This is a genomic window from Phycisphaeraceae bacterium, from assembly GCA_040222855.1.
GTDB lineage: Bacteria > Planctomycetota > Phycisphaerae > Phycisphaerales > Phycisphaeraceae > Mucisphaera.
Genome location: JAVKCD010000019.1, coordinates 557,626 through 579,468, shown reverse-complemented (window position 1 = coordinate 579,468; position 21,843 = coordinate 557,626). Strand labels below are relative to the sequence as shown.

Below are 21,843 nucleotides of genomic sequence, written 5' to 3'. Positions count from 1 at the left end.
TGCGAGGGGTGGTGACCTATGGGTGTCACTGGTGCGTGAAAGGCACACCCACGGCTTGCGCCGCGGGCTCTTTAGGGCGGATTGGTTTTTGGTGGGTGGGGGTTAGAAGGTTGGGAAGTCGAAGGTGGGGTTGTCGTCGTCGCGCCAGTACCCCATTTCTTCGTAGCGGAAGGTGAGTTTTGTGGGGTCGTAGGCGGAGAAGCCGGCGACGTGTCCATCGGCGAAGAGGACGTTGAGGGTTCCGCGGTGGTGTGGGTCCCAGAAGGAGCCGGCGATGCGGATGGGGTCGGGGACGAGGGGAGAGTTATCCCAGACGAGGCATTCTTGGGTGTAGTCGTCTTTGTCGGCGTCGGTTTCGTTGAACTGTCGGTTGAGGTCTCCGCCGAGGACGAAGGCGGAGGTGTATCGGATGCGTTTGCGGTCGGTGGAGGCCCATTTGTAGGCGGCGAACTCGGCGGGCCGGTTGAGGAGTTTGTCGATGTAGGCTGCGTTGTCGGAGATGAAGTAGTGGTAGCCGGAGATGTCGTCGCCGGCGTTGTTGGTGGTGTCGATGTCGATGGGGTAGCTGGGGCAGCCGGCGTACCAGTAGTTGTCGTCTGAGATGTAGGTTGAGAGTTGCTGCATCCAGGCGTTGAAGCCGGTGCCGCCCGTGGCGCGGTTGTCGATCTGGTTCCAGCGGATGAATCGACCGGCGATGGGGTAGAGCTCGCGGTTGTCGTTGGCGTAGATTTCGGAAGCGATGCCGATCTGGCGGATGTTGCTGGAGCACTGGAGGGTACGGGCGGTGTCGCGGGCGGCGCCGAGGGCTGGGAGGAGGATGCCGATGAGCAGGGCGATGATGGAGATGACGACGAGGAGTTCGATGAGGGTGAACCCCTGGCGCGTGGATGTCGGGTGTTGCATGGCCTCGTCCCTCGATGGTGTGCGAATCAGGCCTATCGGCCTTCTATAACCATAGTCGTGAGGGGGCGGTTTTTCTGCGCTGGGGTTGCCCGATTTTTGTGCGATTAGTTCGGGTTGAGTTCTCGGCGGAGGATTTTGCCGGTGGGGCTTCGGGGGAGTTCGGGGAGGTGGTGGATTTCGCGGGGGACTTTGAAGGGTGCCATGTGGTCGCGGCAGAAGGCCCGGAGGGCTTTTTCGTCGAGGGTGCTGTTTTCGGTGAGTTCGACGAAGGCGATGGGGAGTTCGCCGCGGGCGGGGTCTTTGCGGCCGACGACGGCGGAGGCGTGGACGGAGGGGTGTTGGTTGAGGATCTCTTCGATTTCACGGGGGAAGACGTTTTCGCCGGCGATGATGAGCATTTCTTTTTTGCGGCCGGTGATGTAGAGGAAGCCGTCCTCGTCGAGTTGTCCGATGTCGCCGGTGCGGAAGGCTCGGAGGGTTTCGCCGTTGGGCAGGGTGATGTTGGTGATGACTTCGTTGGTGAGTTCGGGGAGGTGGTGGTACCCGGCCATGACGTTGGGTCCTGCGATGAGGATTTCGCCGTCCTGGTTGGGTCCGAGGGGTTGGTTGTTGTCGTCGACGATGATGTTGCGGACGCCTGGGAGGGGTTTTCCGACGGAGCCGGGTTTGGTGGAGCCTGGGACACAGCAGTTGGTGACGGGTGAGGTTTCGGTGAGGCCGTAGCCTTCGAAGAGGTCGGTGCTGAATCGTTGTTTGAAGCGTTTGGCGAGGTCGTGTGAGAGGGGTTCTCCGCCCGAGATGGGGCAGGTGAGAGATTGGAGGTCGGCGTCGTTGGCGTCTTTGACGGAGAGGAGGGCGCCGTACATGGAGGGGACGGCGAGGAAGACTTCGGCTTTGTGGTCGCGGATGAGTTCGATGACTTTTTTGGGTTGGAATCGAGCGGTGTAGGCGACTTTGGAGGCGGTCATGAGGGGCCATAGGGTGAGCGCGGTGAGTCCGAAGGAGTGGAACTGTGGGAGGACGCCGACGAAGGTTTTTGGGTTGAAGGGTTTGGCGAGGGTGGCGATGGCGAAGGCGTTGGCGGCGAGGTTTCCGTGTGTGAGTCGGACGCCTTTGGGCTTTCCGGAGGTTCCTGAGGTGTAGAGGAGTACGGCGTCGTCGTCGGTTTTGGGGGGTTTGGGCCAGCGGAGTGCGGGGAACTTTTTGAGGTTGAGTTTTTCGAGGTAGACGACGCGGACGTTGGGTGGGATGGCGTCGAGTCCGCCGACGTGTTCGATCATTTTTTCGACGGTGATGATGGTGTCGATGTCGGCATCGTTGGCGACGTATCGGAGGTCTTCTTTGGAGAGGAGGTAGTTGATGGGGACGGGTGTTCGGCCAGCGAGCCATCCGCCGAGGATGGTGATGGGGAAGGCGGCGGAGGTGGGGAGCATGACGCCGAAGCGTTGGCGGTCGGTGAGCCGTCGGATGGTGTCGGCGAGGACGAGTGAGGCGATGGTGAGCTTGGCGTATGAGGTGGTGGCGAAGTCGTCGACGACGGCGGTTCGGGTGGGGTGTTTGAGGGCGTTTGCGAGGATGGGCCAGAGGGGTGTCATGGTGTGTGGTTGTACTGGAGTGGGGGTGTGGTGGGCAAGATCATGGGGGAAAAGTGTGGATTGGGGTTTGCGGGGATGAGTGTTCGGCGGGAGGGTTGAGGGAGTTGGTTGTCGGTTCGTCTGTGGTGATTTTCTGAAGGCACACGTTGCTGCGCAAAGTGTGGCACCCGAGCCCGCCATGAAGGATCAGGCGGGAGGGGTGAGTCGTTGGGTGAGGGTTTGGTGGTAGGTGAGTGGGACGCGCATGGCGCCGAGTTGGGCGCCGTGGGGTTTTCCGTGGAAGTCGGAGCCGCCGGTGGTGAGGAGGTTGAGTTTTTTGGCGAGTGCGGCGAGTCCTTGTCGGGTCGTGTTTTTCTGGTCGGGGTGGATGGTTTCGATGCCGTCAATGCCGAGGGATCGGAGTTGGAGGACGGCTCTGGCGAGGAGGTCGCGGTCGCGGGTGAGTTGGACGGGGTGTGCGAGGATGGCGAGTCCGCCGGCGTCGTGGATGGTTTGGATGGCGCGCTGGGCGGAGAGGGCGTCTTTGCGGACGTAGGCCGGGGCGCCTTCGCCGATGTATCGTTTGAAGGCTTCGTGGTGTGAACGGACGTAGCCGTGTTGCTGGAGGACGGCGGCGATGTGGGGTCGGCCGATGACCTGTGAGCCGGTGGTGGCGGCGTGTTCGATGACCTGCTGGTAGTCGATTTTGACGCCCAGGGTGTTGAGTTTTTCGACGATTTCGGGGTTGCGTTCGCTGCGGGCGTTGCTGAGTTCGTCGCAGACGTTCTGGAGGTTGGTGTTGGTGTCGTCGATGCCGTAGCCAAGGATGTGGAGTGTTCCCCATTTGGGGGTGTCGTTGGTGTAGGGGGTGCGGTGTTTGTCGAGGATGGAGAAGGGGTCGGCGGAGAGTTCGATGCCGGTGAGGAGGGGGAGGCTGAGGGTTTTGGCGACGAGTCGGGCGGGTGGGATGCCGGCGGTGGTGTCGTGGTCGGTGATGGCGAGGGCCTTGAGCCCGGCGTCGATGGCAAGCTGGGGGAGGTCGGCGGGTGGGGTGAGTCCGTCGGAGGCGGTGGTGTGGGCATGGAGGTCGCAGAACACGTTGGGATGGTACGCGGGTGCGGGGATTTTCTCTCGAAGTAGGTCGAAGTTGGGGAATCGTGCGCAAGGGTCAAGGGGTGTTGCGTAGCTTTCCGATAGAAGGTCTTATGATACTCCCCGTGAACATGTTCTTGTTGATGGCGGAGGTTGAGGAGGATTGAATCCGGCATGTGCCCACATTTGACTGAACCGGTGGAGCCGCTGCTGCGGCCGTTGTTTGACAGGCTGACGATCAACCAGACCATGCCGACGCTGGTGCGGGAGTCCCCGCCGGAGCCGGAGTTGGTGGAGATGGTCCGGGGTCTGGTTCAGCTAGAGCCGGTTTCGGGTCATCCGGAGCTGGTGGCGGCGTTGTGGTTTTATGTGGATGATCTTGAGTCGAGTCATGCGGTGAGTCAGGGGATTGATACGCCTACGGGGAGTTGTCTGCACGCGATGATGCATCGTCGGGAGGGTGATTTCGGGAATGCGCGGCACTGGTATCGGAAGGTGGGGGTGCACCCGGCGCAGAGTCGGATTTCGTCGGCTGGGGGTGGAGCGGGGTCGGGGACGAGTCTGGGGCCGTTTGATGCACTTGAGTTTGTGGGTCGGGTGGAGCGGGCGGTGGGTCGTGGGGAGAATGGGCGTTCGGAGTTGGTGGCGATTCAGCGGCGGGAGTGGCGGACGCTGTTTGAGTGGTGCCTTGAGCATCTGTGACTTTGTCACAGATGCTCAAAAGAGTAGAGGGTGGAAAGTAGAGAGTTGAAAGAAGTTGGGGGCTAGGATGGGGTGTGGTTGACGTGACGCGCGAGGCTGAGTCGGGGGATGTGGGGGGGCCGGTGCTGTTTTTTGATGGGGGTTGTGGTTTTTGTCGGGGGTCGGTGGCGTGGGTGGCGTCGAAGGATCGCGAGGGGGTTTTGAGGTATGCGCCGTTGGGGGGTGAGACGGCGGGGTTGATGGGGGTGGCGTCCGGAAGTGGGTCCGGGTCTGCCGTGTTGGTCGATGAGGCGGGCGAGGTGCATCGCCGGAGTGGGGCGGTGCTTCGGTCGTTGGTGGTGGTGGGCGGTTTCTGGGGCGGGTTGGCGCGCGTGGGGTTATGGGTGCCGGGGTTTTTGCGGGATTTTGTTTATGGGGTGGTGGCGCGGGTGCGGCGGTGGCTGCCTGTTGGGAAGTGTGTGATGCCTAAGGGGCGGGTGTTGGGATAGGGTGTCAGTTCCGGGGGCTCGCTGCGCGAGACCCCGGCCACCCTTGTTTCCTGTGGGAGTTGCGTCTGGGCGTTACACGCGGGGGTGGGCACCCACGGCTTGCGCCGAGGGCTCGTTAGGGCGTGGCGGTTTTTGGGGGTCGGCACACGTTGGCCGTTGGCCAAAGTGTGGCACCCGAACTCATAGAGGGTCAGCTTCGGCTGTAGAAGTATTGGGTGATGACGATGATGTCGTAGACGGCGTGGGTGGCGGCGACGATGCCGAAACCTCGGAGGACGTAGACGGCGGCGAAGTAAACGCCGGCGATCATATAGAAGGAGAAGCGGGCCCACTGGGTGGGGTCCCAGGCGAGGGGGTTGGGGTTGTCGAAGTGGTAGAGGGCGAAGAGGAGGGCGGAGAGGGCGATGGAGGTGAGGGTGGCGGCGGGTTCGGGTAGGGCGAGGAGGTCGGCGAGGACCATGTGGATCAGGGCGATGGCGATGAGGCGGAAGAGGAGTTCCTCGTAGAGGCCGGCACCGATGGAGAAGACGACGCCCTGGGGCCAGGAGCCGATAGCGCTTAAGGCGTCGGAGCCGGGTTGGGCGGCGAGCATCCCGGGAATCTGGGTTACGAATGAGACGGTGTTTTCTGTGGGTGGGTTGATGGGTTGTCGGAAGATGGCGGCCATGATGACCAGGAGTGGGATGGCGAGAAGGATGGATTCGATCCACATGACGCCCCAGAGTCTTGGGTTGGGTTTCCAGGGGTCTTTTCGGAGGGTGTGGGTGAGGAGGAGGACGACGACGGCAAGGATGCCGGGGAGGTAGGTGCCGGGGACGCCGACGACCTGGAAGAAGTCGAACATGAGTCGTTCGGCGAAGATGGGTGGGAGTCGTTCGCCGGGCTGGGGTCCGAGCCAGAGGGCGCCGAGTTCGTAGAGGACGAGGAGTGGTGCGAGGAAGTAGAGGGACTGGAGTGGCCAGCGCGTCTGTTCCCAGTAGGACGCGAGGGGCGGTGGCGTCTTGTTGTCCCTTGGTTTGCGTGGCATGTGGTGGATGTGGTGGTGTTTGTTGGTGGTCGTACAGGGCATCCCGATGTTCATCGGGACTGCCCTGTGGCACCCGGTTCAGTCCTGTGGACTGAACCGGAGGGGGATTAGTAGTTGATGACGGCGTGGACGTCGATGGGTCCGCCGAGGTGTTTTCGGCCTTTGAGGTCGTTGAGTTCGATGAGGACGGTGATGCCGGCGATGGTTCCGCCCAGGGAGGCGATGAGTTCGCAGGAGGCTTTCATGGTTCCGCCTGTGGCGAGGAGGTCGTCGACCATGAGGATTTTTTTGCCGGGCTGGATGGCGTCTTCGTGGATTTCGAGGGTGTCGGAGCCGTATTCGAGGTCGTAGGAGATGGCTCTGGTTTTGTGTGGGAGTTTGCCGGGTTTGCGGATGGGGATGAAGCCGGCGGAGAGTGATTGGGCGATGGCGGTGCCGAAGATGAAGCCGCGGGACTCGGCGCCGCAGACGAGGTCGATGTTCTGGGAGCGGTAGGGTGACGCCATGAGTTCGACGGCCATGGCGAGTCCGGCGGGGTCGGCGAGGAGGGGGGTGATGTCTTTGAAGACGATGCCGGGTTTGGGGAAGTCCTGGATGTCGCGGATGAGGTCGGTGAGCTGGATCATGAGTGGTGTCCGGTGCGTGGTGGTGAGGGAGGTGTGTTTTACCTTTTCCTGGGTGGGGTTGTGTCTGGGGCGCGGGGCGGTGGTCCGCCGATAAGGGTTGGAGCCCCTGCGGTCGGGGGCGGGTTGTTCGGTGGTTGTTGATGTGGGACAAGGTGATTTATGGACGCGTTTGTGATTCGTGGAGGTCGGCCGCTTCGGGGGACGGTGCGGGTGAATGGTTCGAAGAATGCGGCGTTGCCTTTGATGGCGGCGTCGTTGCTGACGGATGAGCGGGTGGTGCTGGAGGATGTGCCGAAGCTGTCGGATATTCGGAACATGGTTCGGCTGCTGGAGAGTCTGGGGTGCGGGGCGGAGCGGCCTGGGGATGGCGGGCGGGTGGAGCTTCACGCGAAAGATGCGTCGTCGGTTGAGGCGCACTATGACATCGTGCGGACGATGCGGGCGGGTGTGTGCGTGTTGGGTCCGTTGCTGGCGAAGCGGGGCGCGGCGCGGGTGTCAATGCCTGGGGGTTGTGCGATCGGGGATCGGCCGGTGGACCTGCATTTGAGGGGGTTGCGGGCGTTGGGTGCGGAGATCGAGTTGGATGGGGGGTACATCGTCGCGCGTGCGCCCGGGGGGCGTTTGCGGGGGCGGAGTGTTTTTCTTGGTGGTCCGAATGGCTCGACGGTGTTGGGGACGGCGAATGTGATGTCGGCGGCGGCGCTGGCGGAGGGGGTGACGACGATTGAGTGTGCGGCGTGCGAGCCGGAGGTTGAGGACCTGGCGGTGATGCTCAATGGGATGGGGGCGAAGATTCGAGGGGCGGGGACACCACGGATCGTGATTGAGGGGGTTGAGCGGTTGGGGGGTGTGGAGCATCGGGTGATGCCGGACCGGATCGAGGCGGGGACGTATGTGATGGCGTCGGCGATCACGAACGGTGACATTGTGCTGGAGAACTATCCGACGCGGGCGTTGGCAGCGTTGCACGATCGGCTGGAGTTTGTGGGTGTTGAGGTCGCCGCCGACACCAAGGATGGCGCGGAGGGTGGTGGTGTTGATGGTGGTGGTTTGCGGGACACGGTTCGGGTGGTGACGAAGCGGCGGTTGACGCCTGTGCACGTGGTGACGCAGCCGCATCCGGGATTTCCGACGGACCTGCAGGCTCAGTTGATGGCGCTGCTGTGTCTGGCGGACGGGAACTCGATGGTGACGGAGAAGATTTTTCCGGATCGTTTTCTGCATGTCGCGGAGCTGCTGAGGATGGGGGCGAGCCTGACGCGGAGTGGTCCGAGCGTGCTGGTAACGGGGGTGCCGGAGTTGATTGGCGCGCCGGTGATGGCGTCGGACCTGCGGGCATCGGCGGGGCTGGTTTTGGCAGGATTGGCGGCGCGGGGGGAGACGCGGGTGCTGCGGGTGTATCACCTGGATCGTGGGTATGAGCGGATGGAGGTGACGCTTCGGGGGTTGGGTGCGGAGATCGAGCGGGTGCGTGAGGAGGACCTGGCGTGAGTGAGATGGAGGCGATTGATCGATGGCTTGATGTGCTGCGGTGTCCGGCGACGGGCGAGCGGCTGCGGCGGGAGGGTGAGGTGCTGGTAAGTGAGGTGAGTGGGGTGCGGTACGCGATGGAGGGTGGGCTGCTGATGTTGCTGGCGGAGAAGGGGGTCGTAAAAGAGGGTGGTGGTAGCGGGTCGGCGGGTTAGAATACGGGTATGTCTTCAGATTCCGATGATCGCGAGGGTGGCGGGGGTTTGGCGCGGGCTTATGCGCATCATCCTCGGCATTGGCGGTCGTTTCGGGTGGTGTATCCGGTGATCAGTCGTCGTGCGGGGGGGTTGTCGGTGGGGGTGAACCTGACGCCTGAGGGGGCGTGCAACTTTGATTGCACGTACTGCTCGGTGGATCGGGAGAAGGTTAAGGATCAGGCGCCGGTTGATCTGGATGAGTTGCACGCGGAGTTGTCGGTGATGCTGGGGCTGGTGACGAGTGGTGCGTTGTGGAGCGATCCGGATTTTGCGGAGGTGCCAGCGGGTCATCGGGTGTTGCATGACGTGGCGTTTTCGGGGGATGGCGAGCCGACGGCGTCGCCGTTGTTTGAGGCGGCGGTGGAGATGGTGCTCGAACTGCACGAGCAGTACCGGTTGGGGTTGGCGAAGGTGGTGGTGATCACGAATGGGACGCTTTTGCATCGGGCGTCGGTGAAGCGTGCGGTTGAGCTGCTGGGTGATCGGGGTGAGGTGTGGGCGAAGCTAGACGCGGGGACGGAGGCGTATTACCAGCGGGTGGATCGGTCGGCGGTGCCGTTGGAGCGGGTGTTGGAAAATCTGGTGGGGGTGTCGCGGCGGCGGGCGGTGACGATCCAGACGATGCTCTTAAAGGATGTGGGCGGGCCGATGCCGGACCGGGAGTTTCTGGCTTATCTGGATCGGTTGCGGATGGTGGTGGATCGCGGCGGGGTGATCGAGCGGGTGCAGTTGTATACGGTGGCGCGGGATTGCCGAGAGCCGGATGTAGAGGCGCTGAGTCTGGCGGAGCTTGAGATGCGCGCGGGTCAGGTGCGGGAGGTGCTGCCGGGGCTGGAGGTTTTGGTTTATCCGAGGGTGTGAGGGGGGCGATCCCGGGGGCTCGCTGCGCGAGACCCCGGCCACCCAGCGGTTATTGCATACAGCACGCCTTTGGCGTGCAATGTGCCACCCGGGTTAGTTCTGGATCACGGCGAAGGAGAGGTGGTGTTCGGCGTGTCTTGACTGGAAGGCGTTCCATTCGTTGAGGGTGAGTTCGCCGAGGATGGGTGAGGGGTGTCGGGTGGTGGTGGTGTTGGATTTCTCGACGCCTCGGCGCATGTTGTCGAGGGCGGTTTCGGTGTCGAGGGTGGGTTTGGCGATGAAGACGCGTTGGAAGGCGGGTTTGAGTTTGAGTCCGGTGGGCGGGAAGCGGGTGAGGAGGCGGTGCTTGAGGAAGGTGCGCATGAACCAGGCGAGGAGAGGGTTGACGCGGAGGTCGGGTTCGAAGCCATCGACGGTGCGGTGCATGAGTTGGGCGAGGTGGTTGATGTTCTGAGCGAGGGTCCAGTCGCCGACCATGGTGAGTCGGCCTTCGCTTTCGGCGGTGGCGAGTCGTTCGCATTCGGCGAGGATGTCATTGGGGTTGTGGAGGGTGTTGAGGGTGTCGCGGCGGGCGGGTTGGTCTGGCACGGGGGTCTCCTGTGGGGCGGATGACAGCGCTTGTTGGGAGACTAACCGCGCGATGGCGAGGAATGTTTCTGGTGCTGGAGAAGATTGTCTGGAATGTTTTTGGGGTTGGTTCTGTGGGCGCGGCTGTGCCGTGACCACGGGTACCAGGTGCGGTCTTTGGGGTGGACTTGAGGGTCCGAGGGCTCGCTGGGCGAGACCCCGGCCACCCGGCGGATGATGGTACGACCCGGTTAGGCGAGTTGTTTGAAGCCTTGTTCGAGCATTTGGGCGGTTTTGTCCCAGCCGATGCATTCGTCGGTGACGGAGACGCCGTATTTAAGGTCGGTGAGTTTGTCGGGGATGTTTTGGCGGCCTTCTTCGAGGTTGGACTCGATCATGACGCCGAGGATGGGGCAGGTGGGTTGTTGGCGTTGTTCGAGGATGGAGTTCCAGACGGTTTGTTGTTGTTCGTGTTTTTTGTTGGCGTTGGCGTGTGAGCAGTCGACCATGATGCCGTCGGGGAGTCCTGCGGCTTTGAGTTGTTTTGAGGTTTCGGTGACGGTTTTGGGGTCGTAGTTGGGTTCGGCTGATCCGCCCCGGAGGATGACGTGTCCCCAGCGGTTACCGGTGGTGGTGACGACGCAGCAGCGCCCGTCGTCGTCGATGCCTAGGAAGTGATGGGGTGCTTTGGCGGACTTCATGGCGTCGATGGCGATCTGGAGGTTGCCATCGGTTCCGTTTTTGTAGCCGACGGGCATGGAGAGGCCGGAGGCCATCTGGCGGTGGGTTTGTGACTCGGTGGTGCGGGCACCGATGGCGGCCCAGGTGACCATGTCGTCGAGGTACTGGGGTGTGAAGGGGTCGAGGAACTCGGTGCCGGTGGGGAGTCCCATGGCGGTGATGTCGAGGAGGAGTTTTCGGGCAATGCGGAGTCCGTGGGACATGTCGAAGGTGCCGTCGAGGTGGGGGTCGTTGATGAGTCCTTTCCAGCCGACGGTGGTGCGTGGTTTTTCGAAGTAGGTGCGCATGACGATGACCATGCGGTCGGCGTAGGCGGCGCGGAGCTCGAGGAGTCGTTCGGCGTAGTCCATGGCGGCGGCGGGGTCGTGGATGGAGCAGGGCCCGATAACGACAAGGAGCCGGTGGTCTTCGCCTGAGAGGATGGCTTTGATGGTTTTGCGTGACTCGACGACGGTTCTGCGCGAGGCGTCGGAGAGGGGGAGTTCCTGTTCGAGGTCGCGAGGTGCGATGAGGGGACTGATCCCCTTGATGTGGACGTTCTGGGTGGGTGTGAGTTCGGGGTGGTGGGGTGTGGTCACCGTGGGTCTCCGCGCGAGGTTATCGGGCCCGCTGGCTGGCGGGTGGGGCAGATAGTGTATCGGCGGGATTGAGGGTTAGATTCCGTTAGGTTTGGTGGCTGGTCGTCGGATGACGTAGGTGACGCCGCCTCGGCCGATCCAGGCCCGGGCTAGTTCTTCGGCTTTGTAGATGACGGCGTGGCCGCGGTCTTTGGAGGCGGAGTCGTTGACGATGGCGTCGCCTTCGGGTGTGAGTCCGCGGATGGTGATGAGGTGTCCGCCGGTGGACGCCATGACGTTGGAGGGGAACTCACCTCTGCGGAAGCGGATGGATGCGATGAGGGGTTGTCCGTCGGCGATGTAGGCCTTGACCTGGTCCCAGTCGCGGATGCGGACGAGTTCGCCTTCGAGTCCGTGTTGTGAGGCGTAGGCGACGGCGCGGTGCCAGTTGCCGAATATGGTGTATTCGGGGTCGTAGATGGCGAGGGCGTTGGTAACGGTGGGGAGGTCGATGCCGAAGTAGGCCATGACCATGGAGGTCGAGGTGGGTGAGCAGATGCGCGAGCTGATGGACTTGTGCTCGATGCCCTGGGCTCGGAAGGGGACGGGGAGGTCGCGGGCCCAGCCGTCGGTGACGGCTGGATAGGTTTGGATCAGGCTGTTGTTGACGCCATCGGCCGGGGTGCCGGAGTAGACGGTTTCGAGTTTTCGGAGGGTTGGTGTGGCTCTGGGGTCGAGAGAGGCGGACTCGATACGGGCTTCGAGTTGGTAGGCGTTGGCGGGCTGGTTGAGGACGAGATAGTCGATCTTGATTTCGCCGCCGGGGAACTCGATCTCGACGGGGTGGGCGACTTCGCGTTGTCCCCAGGCGCCGAGGTAGAGCCAGGGGGACCACTCGTTGGTGGCGGCGTCACGGGAGCGGATGAAGAATGAGACGCCTGTGTGTTCGGGGGTGTGGACGTTCCAGGAGGGGAGGACTTCGGTGAAGGGGAAGTCGGCGGTGATTTCGGGTGAGGTCCAGATACCCAGTCGTGGGTAGGTCTTGCTGTTGGGGGGGAGTCGGAGGTCGCCGGTGGGGAGTGCGACGAGTCCGGTGGAGGAGCCTTGGGCCCAATCGGATGCGGAGTCGTAGGTGATGGTGCGGTCGGCGAATCGGTAGGGGTTGTTGAGCCAGCGTGAGGCTGGCCATGTTTCGCGGCCGGTGTTGGGGCGTGTATCGACGACGGGCTGATCGACTGGTTCGGCGGTGCCGGAGCAGCCGGTCAGGACGAGGAAGATGAGGGCGAGGAGTTGTGCGGGGAGGGCGCGGGTCATGGATTCTCCAATCGGCACAGCGTACCGAGCTGGGGTTAATGATCCCAGATCTGGTCCCAGGCTTGCATCCAGGTGGGGGCTTTGCTCTCAACCTTGAGGGGTTCGACGAGGCTGACGCCTTGACGGCCTTTGAAGCGTCGGGCGGTATCGACGGTGGAGAGGTGGACGGTGATGGTGCAGGGACCGGTGGGGACCCAGGGCTGGACGAGGTTTTTATTGAGGTTATCGAGGGCGCGTTTAGCGCCGGCTTCGATGAGTTCGCGGGCGACTTTGGGGTGTTTGTGTTGGGCGGAGAATCGGGAGAGACCTTTTTTGACCGAGACGGTTTCGAGGCCGTCGCCAAGGAGTTCGGCGCCTTCGCGGCAGGTGGCGTCGTCGCCGGTGATGAGGACGACGGGGACGGCGTGGTGTCCGCAGAGGGCGGTGTTGATGCCGAACTCGCCGACGGAGGTGTCGTTGAAGAGCACGTCGTCCCAGGTGGTGGTGGAGATGGTGTGGCACATGACGCCATCGGGGGTGTTGGCCTTGGCGTGCATGGCGACCATCAGGGCGGCGTCGCAGCCGGAGTGGAACATGTTGATGTAGCGTCCCCAGGGGTGGTGGGCGACGTATTCGCAGCGGGGGTCGAGTTTTTCGGCGAGGAGTGAGTTGAAGGAGCAGTCTCCGCCAGCGCCGTGGCAATCGACGACGACGATTTCGGTGGCGCCAGCGGCGGCGGCTCCGCGGACGGCGGCGTTGATCTCTGCGGTGTAGAGGGCGCGGCCTTCTTCGTAGCGTTGGCCATCGCGGTCGACCATATCCCAGGTGCAGATTCCGGCGACGCCTTCCATGTCGGCCATGATGAGGATGCGCATGGGTGCTCCTGGTGGTGTTGGGGTGGTGTGACCGTTGGTGTCGGTATGACTGGGAATGATACCCCTTGTGTACTGTGTGATTGACCCGCTTGAGGAAGATTTTGGGGACGGCCCGGGCCTATTTTCCGCGCCTAGCTAATCGCTGTCATCCTTAGGGTTTGCGCAGGCGTCAGGTGTGGACGGGTTTGGGTGTGTGGGGTGATTTTTTCGGACTTCGGTATTCAGGGGTGGGGGTTTGGGGTCGATGGAGGGTGTGTCAGGCCGTGGGGTCTGAGTGAATGGAGACACAGTCAGCGGTTGCTGGGTTGTGATGGAGCCAAAAGCATGAGTCGTTTGATGTTGATGGGTAGCGTTCTGGGCGCGTCGTTGCTGCTGGTGGGTTGTGGTTCCAATCGGTTGATGATTGATCTTGAGGCGCCGCAGGGTTCGACGGTGACGTTTCGGGGGGACACGGACCCGACGCCTGCGATGATCAAGGTGCCGCGGCCGGGGGATGTGGAGGATAAGCCGGCACGGAAGGCGATCGAGTTTGATTTTGTGCTGGGCGGTGAGACGATCCCGGCGCAGGGTGTGCTCGAGACGTTCGGTTTTGAGGAGCAGGATGTGGATCGGCTGTCGAAGAACTTCCTGAAGATTCAGCCGTCGCATATCCGTGATATCGAGCGCGGGTCGGCGATCGTGCTCAACGGGACCTCGGCGAGTGGTCAGCACATTTATCAACTAACGATCGGCCAAGAACGCTAACCCCCCCGCCCCCCGCATGGGATTGAGGGGTTCTTTGTGTCTTCTGTGGCAGGGGTGATCGGGCAGCTGGTCTGGCTTGTGGTTGGTGAGATTGAACTCAGGGAGTTTGTGATGATGCGAGCTGTGTTGGCGTCGTGGCTGTGTTGTGGGTTGGGTTTGGGGGCGCTGGGCGGCTGCTCGTTCGCTTCGGAGCAGAGTAGTCGCGAGCATTTTCCTGTGGTGGGTCTGACGGCGGCGTCGGTGTATGCGGAGTACGGGAGCGAGTGGGCGGAGCAGAGGTGGCAGACGCCTATTGCGCAGACGATCTGGAAGCTGGTGCTGCCGGTGGGTCGGGTGGAGGATCGCACATTGGCTTTTGAGGGCCAGGCGTGGCGGTCGGCTCCTTCCTATCGGGGTCGGGATTATTCGGGGGATCATGGCGGGGGTTCGATGGTTGGGGCGACGGCTGCGGCGATGCCGCGGTCGGGTTATGCGCTGGCGGATCGGACGAACACGTTTGCGTTTGCCAATGCGGCGAGTGGGTCGAGTACGAGTGTTGTGGTGTCGAACACGCAGGTGGCGTGGGATGCGAAGTCGTTGAACAGCACGCACCGGTATCAGAATGAGACTCACGAGCATTCTTTATCGGGGGCCACGCAGGAGCGTGCGGAGCGGCCGTTGTTGGCGATCGAGGCGGATGCTGCGCCTGAGTATTTAGCGCCGGGTGATCGGACGGAGTGGATTGTTCGTGTGACCAACCGGGGCTCAGCGCAGGCGCGTGACGCGCGGCTTCATCTTGAGTTACCAGCGCGGGCAAAGGCACACGAGGTGGAGGGGGTGCGTGGGGTTGAGGAGCTTGAGACCGGGCTGGTGCTCAAGCTCGGTGATGTGAGTGTGGATACGACGCTACGGGTCGCGGTGAGTTTTGAGCTTGAGTCGACCACGGCGGTGCTGGCGGCGGCGGAGTGAGCGGGTTAGTCGCTGGTCTGGACTCTGAGTGACTGGCTCTGGATGGCTTCGGTACGTGTGACCGTGATGTTGCCGTTGGGGGCGTTGAGTCGGAGGGTGTAGCTCTGGGACTGGCTGCTGTGGCGTGCGGCGACTTCGCGGCGGTCGAGGTCGAAGAAGATTTCGGAGTCGTAGCTTGTCGGGCCGGGTTGGAAGTCGGGGGGTGTGGCTCCCGGCGGGAGTGGCGGTGTTTCGGGTTCGATAAGTTTGGGTCGTGCTGTCACTGAGACGATGGCAATGGGTACGTCTTCGATGGTGGTGATGGTCTGGGCTTGGTATTGGAGGGGGAGTTCGAGGTTGATGTTCTCGAAGGCGTAGCCGTCGAGGGTTTGTTTCCAGGTGGAGCCTTCGCGGAGGGTGGCGGGGAGGTTGCCGGGCTGGGTTTCGGAGGCGACGCCGAAGATGGCTTCCTGTTTGAGTCGATCGAGTCCGACGTTGTCGATGCGGAGTTTTCGCTGGTTGACGCCGTCGACTTTTTCGATGGTGCCGTCGGGGGCGAAGGTGTAGGTGAGGGGGTTATTGACGACTTCGGAGAGGCTGTCGTGGATGGGTTTGTGGTCGCCGGGGCCTTTACGGGTGTCAACGGTGAAGCGATCGGTTTCCCCACGGGCGGATGCCTCGATCTGGAGTTCGATCCAATCGACGGAGAGTTTGCAGGTCGCTGAACCGTTGGGGCGGACGCGGAGGACTTCCCAGCGGGTGAGGGCGTTGACCTTGAGGATTTCTTGTCGGTTGTTAACCCCTCCGGGGAACTGGACGTCGGTGGTGGTGGTCCAGAGGGCCCATTCCTCGTAGGTGCGGGTCTGTCCTTCTTTGAAGGCGGGGCGGAGGGTGAGGGTCTGGTCCTGAGCGGAGGCAAGGGCGGGGATGAGCAGGGTCAAGAGGCAGGTGATGAAGAGTCGGCGTGGCATGGGGTTATGGTAGCGGAGGCGCGGGGGTGTTCTTGTGTGGTGGCTCATCAGAAGGATCCGGGTTCGGGGACACCTGCGGAGGAGCGGAGCCAGGTCATGGAGGAGATTTTCCAGCCGTGTTGGGGTGTTCGGGTCCAGCGGAGTTCCCACCAGGTGCGTGCGGGGGCGCCGAGGTTTTCGGTGTAGGTGCGGATCTCGGCTTGGGTGATGGCGAGGCCGTCGCTGGGGAAGGTGGTTTGCTGGGTCCAGATTCTGTGCTGGCGGAGGTTGTATTGCTCGGCGATGTTCTGGACCCAGATGTCGAGGCCGGGGCGTTGTCGGATGGGTGTGCCGGAGGGCCCGAGGAGGGTGAGGTCGTCGGTGGCGACGGCGTCGAGGGCGGCGCGGTCGTAGTTGCTGGCGGCGGCCATGAGGGCATCGAGCCGCTGGGCGACCTGTTCGTGGTCGGTGGTGATCACGATGGAGAGAGGGATGGCGAGGAGGGCGGTGGCGATCAGGGCGAGGCCGGCGGTGAGTCCGTAGGCGGGCTTGCCCGCTGCGCGGGCGATGATCACCGCGACGGCGGCGAGGGCGAAGGCGGCGACGATCAGTGGCCAGGGTTCTTCGAGAAACAGCGATCGAAGCAGGTCGACCATCGCGAGGGCTCCTTGGTGATCCACTGAGACGATACAGCGTTCAGCATGCGTACGGGTCGGTGAGGGGTGAAGTTCATGGCGGGGGTGGGGGCTGGTCGATGTTCCGATAACACGATGTCGGATGAGCACAAGATTTTGACCCGGAACCTCAGTGCACTGGGGCTGCGGAATGCGGAGCTGGCCGAGCGGCTGAGCCGGACGGAGCCTGCGCGTCTGGCGTGGCAGGCGTCGAAGAAGGGGCCGTTGACGGCGCAGGTCGAGGGGGAGGCGAGCTGGCTGGCGAGCCGGTTTGATCCACAGGCTGAGGCGGCGAAGCTGGCGGAGAAGATCGATCAGGATCAGGCGGGGTGTGCGGTGGTGATGGGGTTGGGGCTGGGTTATCACGTGGCGGCGGTGTCGGAGCGGATCGGCCCGAAGGCTGTGCTTATTGTGTTTGAGCCGGACCTGTCCTTGATGCGGGCGGTGTTTGAGCGTGTCGATCATGCGGACTGGATCGCTCGGGGCACAGTGGTCTTTGTTGATGATGCGGATGACCGGGCGGCGCTGACTTCGCGGCTGGAGGGTATGGGCGGGCTGATCACGCAGGGGGCACAACTGCTCACGCATCCTGCATCTCGAAGCCGGCAGGGCGCTGCGATGGCGCGGTTTTCCAAGACGTTCACGGAGGTGCTGGCGTTTTTCAGGACGACGGTTGCGACGGCGCTGGTGAACTCGGCGCGGACGTGCCGGAATCTGGTGAACAACCTGGGGCACTATGTAGCGGGGGCGACGGTCGCGGAGCTGCATCGGGCAGCGGCAGGTTATCCGGCGGTGTGTGTGGCGGCGGGGCCGAGTCTGGTTCGGAATGTCGATCTGCTGCGTGATCCTGAGGCGCGGTCGCGGCTGGTGGTGATCGCGGCGCAGACGGCGCTGCGGCCTCTGCTGGATCGGGGGATACGACCGGATTTTGTGACGGCGTTGGATTACTCGCCGATCTGCACGCGCTTTTACGAGGATCTTCCTGATCTTCCGGATGTGACGCTGGTGGCTGAGCCCAAGGCGCACCCGAGGATTCTGGAGGTGTTTCCGGGACCGGTTCGGATTATTGGTTCGGAGTTCAACGACAAGCTGGTTGGTGATCTGGCAAGGCCGATCCCGCCAATGCGAGCGGGCTCGACGGTGGCGCATCTGTCGTTTTATCTGGCCCAGTACCTTGGTTGCGACCCGATCCTGCTGATCGGTCAGGACTTGGGTTTTTCGGATGGGTTGTATTACGCGCCGGGGACTTCGGTGCATCAGGTATGGTCGCCGGAGCTGTCACAGTTCAACACGATCGAGATGATGGAGTGGCAGCGGATAGTTCGGATGCGTGGGAATCTCAAGCGAGTGGAGGACATCCGTGGGCGACCGATGTTTACCGACGAGCAGATGCTGACGTATCTGCGTCAGTTTGAGCGAGATTTTGCGCAGTCGTCGGAGCGGGTCATCGACGCGACCGAAGGGGGGCAGCCGAAGGAGCACACCGAGCGGATGTCGCTTACGGATGCGATCACTGGTTTGACGACCGGCGTGGTGCCGGAGTTGCCAGCGGCGGGGCTTGAGCTTGACCCGGAGCGACTTGAGAGGGCGCGGGAGCTGTTGAGCCTGCGGTTGCGGGAGTTGGACGAGCTGCGTCGGGTCTCGGGCGACACCACGCGGATCCTCAACAAGATGCAGCGGCATCAGCAGGACAAGGCGAAGATGCTCAAGCTCTTCGAGAAGCTCAAGGTCAATGATGGCAGAGTGCATGGTGAACTGAAGGCGACGTTTATGGCGGTCAACGCGATGAACACCATCGGCGTTTTTCGCCGCCAGGCGGCGGATCGCCGGATCAGCCACATCACCGGCGACTTCATGGCTCGGCAGGCGGGTCAGCTCAAGCGGGACCTGGAGAACATTGACTGGCTGCTACAGGCGTGCCATGAGGCGGAATCGATTTTCCGGGAGGCGCTGCGTCGCGTTGAACGGCTGTCGCCAGAACAACGGCCGGTGGCTGCTTAGGAGCAGGTGGTGTCGCGAGTGCTGGCGATCATTCCGACGGATGTGATGAACGGCCGGTTGGGCCATGCGCGTGATCTGAGTGATCAGATCGCGGGGATGACTGTTTTAGAGATGACCGTCCGCAGGGTGTTGTCGATCGAGTCGTTGGATGGTGTGGTGCTGGTTTATCCCGAGGGGCAGAATCCGCTGGCGTTGCTGCCGGACGACGTGCGTGAGCGCGTTCAGGTGTACGCCGACCCTGAGGGCTTACGCGATCGGCAGACGGCGCGGCTGGTGGCGGCACGGAAGTGGGCGGTGGATAGCTGGCGTGGTGGGCTGGGGTTTGCAACGGGCTTTGATGAGCTGCTGCCGGCGGGCCCGTTGGCTCGTGCGGCGGAAACGCATGGTGCGCAGTCGGTGCTGCTGGTGCGTGGGGACTGGCCGTTGTTTGATACGGGCTATGCGCGCGAGTTGATTGAGCTGCATCAGACGAGTCCTGAGCACATGAAGGTCACGCTGACGCAGGCCCCGCCAGGGCTTGGTCCCTTGGTGATGTCGGTTCCGTTTTTGGCCGAGTTTGCGGAGCACGGCGGGAACTTCGGCTCGATGCTGGGGTACAACAGCCACAGTCCGGCCATTGATCCGATCGGGCGTGAGGTCACGGTGCCGATCAGCCCGAAGGTGCGTGATTGTCGGAAGCGGCTGGTCTATGACACGCCGAGGTCGATCGAGCGGCTGCGTGTTCTTGAGCGATTTTTTGGTGATCGGCTGGCGACCGTTGACGCAGACCGTCTAGTGGAGGCGATCGCGTCGTGGGAGCGAGATCACCCGGAGCATTTGTTTGAGCGGTTGCCTCAGCAGGTGAATCTGGAGCTGACGCCCCGGCGGCCGGCGACAGGGCCGATCACGCCACAGGCTTATGTGGCGTTCGAGCGGCCCGATCTGGAGCTCGATCTGGCTGAGCGGCTGGTTGATCAGTTAGGCGAACCGGGTGATGTGTCGTTGTTGCTGGGCGGCCTGGGCGATGCGATGGAGCATCCGGAGTGGGATCGGGTCGTGATGGCAGCGCATGAGGCGGGTGTGATGGGGATTGGCATCGAGACGGACTTGTTGTCGTCCTGGTCTGAAGCGGAGAAGCTGCTTGACCTGCCGTTGGACCTGGTGATTGTGCGGATCAACGCGGATTCGTCGGAGACGTACAAGAAGGTGATGGGGCAGGAGTTTGGCGTGGTGACGGACAACCTTCAGCGGTTGTTCAACGAGCGGCGGGTTCGGCGGAGCGCGGATGGCCGGGGAGATCAGGTGCCGTGGATTGTCCCTCGTCTGGTGAAGGTGCCGGAGACGCTATCGGACATGGAGAGTTTCTTCGAGCGGTGGTTGCGGGCGGGTGGGTACGCGATGATTCAGCCGTCGTGTTCAGGTTGCGGGCTGATGCCGGAGTTGTCGCCGGTGCCGATGGAGCCGCCACGGCGGGTGGGGTGCAAGCAGTTGGGCCAGCGGATGAGTGTTCTGTCGGATGGGGTGGTCGCGTTGTGTGACCAGGATTGGCAGGGGCGATCGCCGATGGGCGATGCGCGGATCGATAGTCTGTTGACGATTTGGCGGCGAGGGGCGGAGTCAAAAGCGGCGCACGATGAGAGTCGATTCCACGAGCTGACGATCTGTGGATCGTGCAAGGAGTGGCACCGGCCATGAGTGCTGCGATGTCGGGTGACAAGGCGTTGGCGGTGATTCTGGCTCGCTCGGGCAGCAAGGGGCTGCCGGGCAAGAACGAGGCGGTGGTGGCGGGGCGGCCGATGCTGGCGTGGACGGTGGATCATGCGCGATCCGCTGCGTCGATCGGGAAGATTGTTCTGACAACCGATGGTGATCGGCTCGCGACGATCGGCCGAACACTTGGCGTCGAGGTGATCGAGCGCCCTTCGAATCTGGCCACGGACACAGCGACGGTCGATGCGGCGGCTCGTCATGCAGTGGAGTCGGTTGGTGATCCTTACGAGGTGATTGTGTTGCTGTACGGCAATGTTCCGGTGCGGCCGGAGGGGCTGATTGATCGGGGGGTGTCGATGCTGCTTGAGACGGGATGCGATTCGGTGCAGTCGGTGTGCGCGGTTGGCAAGACGCATCCCTGGTGGATGAAGACGGTGGATGATGCGGGGCGGATGTCGGCGTATGTTGAGAATCAGGTTTATCGTCGGCAGGACCTTCCGCCTGTGTATCTGTTGGATGGCGGGTTGATTGTGGTTCGGCGTCAGGCGTTGTTTACCGTTCAGGAGGGCGAGCCGCACGCGTTTCTTGGGGCCGATCGACGAGCGGTGGTGACAGAGCCCGGCGAGGTGGTTGATATTGATACGGCGGCGGATCTGGCGGTGGCCGAGGCGGCGCTCCTGAATCTGTGTGCTGCGGGCAGGGTCGCCTGATGTCATCGCGGCGGCGGGTTGTGATCGTCACCGGGACGCGGGCGGAGTTTGGTTTGTTGCGCACGGTGCTTGATGCTTGTCTGGCCTATCGTGGGCTTGAGACGAGTCTGATCGTGACGGGGACTCATCTGACGCTGGGGACGATCGACGATATTCGGGCTGCGGGGTATCGGATTGCGCGGCGGGTACCGATGCAGAAGCCTGGCGAAGAGGGGCGTGTCGATGATGTGAGAGCGCTGGGGCGTGGGGTTACTCGGATGGCTGGGGTGTTTGAGTCGTTGCGTCCGACGTTTGTGGTGGTGCTGGGGGATCGCATCGAGGCTTTCGCCGCGGCGAGTGCGGCGGCGGTGGGGGGGTTTAGGGTCGCGCATCTGCATGGCGGGGACCGTGCGGAAGGGGTTGCAGACGAATCGATGCGTCATGCGATCAGCAAGCTGGCGCATCTGCACCTGCCCGCTACGGCTGGGAGTCGCCGCCGGCTGGTTCGGATGGGCGAGACGAAGGATCGCGTCATGGTGGTGGGGTCTCCCGCGATGGATGGGCTTGGAGAGGTCGTCGCGGACGGTGATGCGCCGAAGGTGATGGTGTTGCAGCATCCGGTAGGCGAATCAACCAAGCAGGAGCAAGCCTGGATGGAGGCGACGCTTCAGGCGGTCAAGAAGCATGATCCGCTGGTGCTGCATCCGAACACGGATGCAGGTGCCGAGGGGATCCGACGTGCGATCAAGAAGGCTGCTGTGAAGACGGTCAAGCACCTACCACGAGACCTGTTCTTGTCGCTTCTCGCTGGCGCCGGGGTGCTGGTCGGCAACAGCTCGGCGGGGTTGATTGAGGCTGCGGCGCTGCGGACGCCAGCGGTCAACATCGGCCCGCGGCAGGCGGGGCGCGAGCGGCCGGGGACGATGGTTGATTGTGACTACGGCGAGCGAGCGGTTCGTGCGGCGGTTCGTCAGGCGCTTGCGCTGGACACGTCGAAAGCGCGTCACCCTTATGGTCGGGGAGATACGGGGGTTCGCGTGGCCGAGCTGCTGGCGGGAATCGATCTTGAGCGTATTCCGCTGCGCAAGCTGAACGCGTACTAAAAAAATCTGTCTGATTCTGGAACCGCCCGGTGA

At 62.9% G+C, this 21,843-nt stretch carries 22 protein-coding genes; 11 read left to right on the top strand and 11 right to left on the bottom strand.

The window, feature by feature from the left end; all coding sequences use genetic code 11:
- Positions 1–102: 102 nt before the first annotated feature.
- From RIG82_07640 to RIG82_07630, 3 genes are all read right to left on the bottom strand, one after another.
- Positions 103–903, bottom strand: coding sequence for a DUF1559 domain-containing protein (locus RIG82_07640; GenBank protein ID MEQ9460807.1), 801 nt, complete (start codon positions 901–903; stop codon positions 103–105).
- Between the two features lie 104 nt (positions 904–1,007).
- The gene (locus RIG82_07635) at positions 1,008–2,498 is read right to left on the bottom strand and encodes an AMP-binding protein (GenBank protein MEQ9460806.1); all 1,491 of its coding nucleotides are present in this window, start codon (positions 2,496–2,498) and stop codon (positions 1,008–1,010) included.
- 186 nt (positions 2,499–2,684) lie between these two features.
- A complete protein-coding gene (locus tag RIG82_07630; GenBank protein MEQ9460805.1) occupies positions 2,685–3,575 on the bottom strand; it encodes a PHP domain-containing protein in 891 nt (296 codons plus the stop codon).
- Positions 3,576–3,755: 180 nt separating this feature from the next.
- On the opposite strand from RIG82_07630, the gene RIG82_07625 reads away from it, so the two are divergent.
- Entirely contained in the window at positions 3,756–4,271 is a 516-nt protein-coding gene (locus RIG82_07625; protein MEQ9460804.1) for a hypothetical protein, read from the top strand.
- A 74-nt stretch (positions 4,272–4,345) separates the two neighbouring features.
- A complete protein-coding gene (locus RIG82_07620) occupies positions 4,346–4,759 on the top strand; it encodes a DUF393 domain-containing protein (GenBank protein ID MEQ9460803.1) in 414 nt (137 codons plus the stop codon).
- A 190-nt stretch (positions 4,760–4,949) separates the two neighbouring features.
- On the opposite strand, the gene RIG82_07615 is transcribed toward RIG82_07620, so the two are convergent.
- The gene (locus tag RIG82_07615) at positions 4,950–5,828 is read right to left on the bottom strand and encodes a CPBP family intramembrane glutamic endopeptidase (GenBank protein ID MEQ9460802.1); all 879 of its coding nucleotides are present in this window, start codon (positions 5,826–5,828) and stop codon (positions 4,950–4,952) included.
- Positions 5,829–5,893: 65 nt separating this feature from the next.
- Positions 5,894–6,412 (bottom strand): adenine phosphoribosyltransferase, encoded by a 519-nt coding sequence (locus RIG82_07610; GenBank protein ID MEQ9460801.1) that lies wholly within the window; start codon positions 6,410–6,412, stop codon positions 5,894–5,896.
- 159 nt (positions 6,413–6,571) lie between these two features.
- On the opposite strand from RIG82_07610, the gene murA reads away from it, so the two are divergent.
- From murA to RIG82_07595, 3 genes are read left to right on the top strand one after another with little or no spacing between them, the layout of a single operon-like run.
- Positions 6,572–7,903, top strand: a complete 1,332-nt coding sequence (murA, locus tag RIG82_07605) for a UDP-N-acetylglucosamine 1-carboxyvinyltransferase (GenBank protein ID MEQ9460800.1) — start codon at positions 6,572–6,574, stop codon at positions 7,901–7,903.
- Positions 7,900–8,097, top strand: coding sequence for a hypothetical protein (locus tag RIG82_07600; protein ID MEQ9460799.1), 198 nt, complete (start codon positions 7,900–7,902; stop codon positions 8,095–8,097). The genes murA and RIG82_07600 overlap by 4 nt, the downstream gene beginning before the upstream one ends.
- Before the next feature lie 9 nt (positions 8,098–8,106).
- A complete protein-coding gene (locus RIG82_07595; GenBank protein ID MEQ9460798.1) occupies positions 8,107–9,000 on the top strand; it encodes a radical SAM protein in 894 nt (297 codons plus the stop codon).
- Between the two features lie 93 nt (positions 9,001–9,093).
- Here the strand turns inward: RIG82_07595 and RIG82_07590 are convergent, their stop codons facing one another.
- The 4 genes from RIG82_07590 to RIG82_07575 form a co-directional block, all read right to left on the bottom strand.
- Positions 9,094–9,588 carry a DUF1569 domain-containing protein gene (locus tag RIG82_07590; GenBank protein ID MEQ9460797.1) on the bottom strand — a complete coding sequence of 165 codons (495 nt, stop codon included), beginning with the start codon at positions 9,586–9,588 and terminating at the stop codon, positions 9,094–9,096.
- A 230-nt stretch (positions 9,589–9,818) separates the two neighbouring features.
- Positions 9,819–10,886: a 3-deoxy-7-phosphoheptulonate synthase gene (locus tag RIG82_07585; protein ID MEQ9460796.1), complete on the bottom strand. Its 1,068-nt coding sequence runs from the start codon at positions 10,884–10,886 to the stop codon at positions 9,819–9,821.
- Between the two features lie 75 nt (positions 10,887–10,961).
- The gene (locus RIG82_07580) at positions 10,962–12,179 is read right to left on the bottom strand and encodes a C39 family peptidase (GenBank protein ID MEQ9460795.1); all 1,218 of its coding nucleotides are present in this window, start codon (positions 12,177–12,179) and stop codon (positions 10,962–10,964) included.
- A 35-nt stretch (positions 12,180–12,214) separates the two neighbouring features.
- A complete protein-coding gene (locus RIG82_07575; GenBank protein ID MEQ9460794.1) occupies positions 12,215–13,033 on the bottom strand; it encodes a M55 family metallopeptidase in 819 nt (272 codons plus the stop codon).
- A gap of 324 nt (positions 13,034–13,357) precedes the next feature.
- On the opposite strand from RIG82_07575, the gene RIG82_07570 reads away from it, so the two are divergent.
- Both RIG82_07570 and RIG82_07565 read left to right on the top strand, forming a co-directional pair.
- Positions 13,358–13,777 (top strand): hypothetical protein, encoded by a 420-nt coding sequence (locus RIG82_07570; protein MEQ9460793.1) that lies wholly within the window; start codon positions 13,358–13,360, stop codon positions 13,775–13,777.
- A 111-nt stretch (positions 13,778–13,888) separates the two neighbouring features.
- Positions 13,889–14,725, top strand: coding sequence for a hypothetical protein (locus tag RIG82_07565; protein ID MEQ9460792.1), 837 nt, complete (start codon positions 13,889–13,891; stop codon positions 14,723–14,725).
- A 5-nt stretch (positions 14,726–14,730) separates the two neighbouring features.
- Here RIG82_07565 and RIG82_07560 read toward each other — a convergent pair whose 3' ends face one another.
- Both RIG82_07560 and RIG82_07555 read right to left on the bottom strand, forming a co-directional pair.
- Complete coding sequence (locus RIG82_07560; protein MEQ9460791.1) at positions 14,731–15,675, bottom strand: hypothetical protein; 945 nt, start codon at positions 15,673–15,675, stop codon at positions 14,731–14,733.
- 47 nt (positions 15,676–15,722) lie between these two features.
- Positions 15,723–16,310 carry a hypothetical protein gene (locus RIG82_07555; GenBank protein ID MEQ9460790.1) on the bottom strand — a complete coding sequence of 196 codons (588 nt, stop codon included), beginning with the start codon at positions 16,308–16,310 and terminating at the stop codon, positions 15,723–15,725.
- 135 nt (positions 16,311–16,445) lie between these two features.
- Between RIG82_07555 and RIG82_07550 the strand changes: the two genes are divergently transcribed.
- From RIG82_07550 to neuC, 4 genes are read left to right on the top strand one after another with little or no spacing between them, the layout of a single operon-like run.
- A complete protein-coding gene (locus RIG82_07550) occupies positions 16,446–18,329 on the top strand; it encodes a DUF115 domain-containing protein (protein MEQ9460789.1) in 1,884 nt (627 codons plus the stop codon).
- A 9-nt stretch (positions 18,330–18,338) separates the two neighbouring features.
- Positions 18,339–20,003 (top strand): SPASM domain-containing protein, encoded by a 1,665-nt coding sequence (locus tag RIG82_07545; protein MEQ9460788.1) that lies wholly within the window; start codon positions 18,339–18,341, stop codon positions 20,001–20,003.
- Complete coding sequence (locus tag RIG82_07540) at positions 20,000–20,728, top strand: acylneuraminate cytidylyltransferase family protein (GenBank protein MEQ9460787.1); 729 nt, start codon at positions 20,000–20,002, stop codon at positions 20,726–20,728. The genes RIG82_07545 and RIG82_07540 overlap by 4 nt, the downstream gene beginning before the upstream one ends.
- Positions 20,728–21,810, top strand: coding sequence for a UDP-N-acetylglucosamine 2-epimerase (neuC, locus tag RIG82_07535; protein MEQ9460786.1), 1,083 nt, complete (start codon positions 20,728–20,730; stop codon positions 21,808–21,810). Before RIG82_07540 ends, neuC begins: the two co-directional genes overlap by 1 nt.
- Positions 21,811–21,843: the final 33 nt, after the last annotated feature.

What these genes read in the sequence shown, in the direction of transcription:
- RIG82_07640 (MEQ9460807.1), bottom strand. Translation starts at nt 903, where the DNA reads ATGCAACACCCGACATCCACGCGCCAGGGGTTCACCCTCATCGAACTC.
- RIG82_07635 (MEQ9460806.1), bottom strand. Translation starts at nt 2,498, where the DNA reads ATGACACCCCTCTGGCCCATCCTCGCAAACGCCCTCAAACACCCCACC.
- RIG82_07615 (MEQ9460802.1), bottom strand. Translation starts at nt 5,828, where the DNA reads ATGCCCTGTACGACCACCAACAAACACCACCACATCCACCACATGCCA.
- RIG82_07610 (MEQ9460801.1), bottom strand. Translation starts at nt 6,412, where the DNA reads ATGATCCAGCTCACCGACCTCATCCGCGACATCCAGGACTTCCCCAAA.
- murA (MEQ9460800.1), top strand. Translation starts at nt 6,572, where the DNA reads ATGGACGCGTTTGTGATTCGTGGAGGTCGGCCGCTTCGGGGGACGGTG.
- RIG82_07595 (MEQ9460798.1), top strand. Translation starts at nt 8,107, where the DNA reads ATGTCTTCAGATTCCGATGATCGCGAGGGTGGCGGGGGTTTGGCGCGG.
- RIG82_07580 (MEQ9460795.1), bottom strand. Translation starts at nt 12,179, where the DNA reads ATGACCCGCGCCCTCCCCGCACAACTCCTCGCCCTCATCTTCCTCGTC.
- RIG82_07575 (MEQ9460794.1), bottom strand. Translation starts at nt 13,033, where the DNA reads ATGCGCATCCTCATCATGGCCGACATGGAAGGCGTCGCCGGAATCTGC.
- RIG82_07570 (MEQ9460793.1), top strand. Translation starts at nt 13,358, where the DNA reads ATGAGTCGTTTGATGTTGATGGGTAGCGTTCTGGGCGCGTCGTTGCTG.
- RIG82_07565 (MEQ9460792.1), top strand. Translation starts at nt 13,889, where the DNA reads ATGATGCGAGCTGTGTTGGCGTCGTGGCTGTGTTGTGGGTTGGGTTTG.
- RIG82_07560 (MEQ9460791.1), bottom strand. Translation starts at nt 15,675, where the DNA reads ATGCCACGCCGACTCTTCATCACCTGCCTCTTGACCCTGCTCATCCCC.
- RIG82_07555 (MEQ9460790.1), bottom strand. Translation starts at nt 16,310, where the DNA reads ATGGTCGACCTGCTTCGATCGCTGTTTCTCGAAGAACCCTGGCCACTG.
- RIG82_07540 (MEQ9460787.1), top strand. Translation starts at nt 20,000, where the DNA reads ATGAGTGCTGCGATGTCGGGTGACAAGGCGTTGGCGGTGATTCTGGCT.
- neuC (MEQ9460786.1), top strand. Translation starts at nt 20,728, where the DNA reads ATGTCATCGCGGCGGCGGGTTGTGATCGTCACCGGGACGCGGGCGGAG.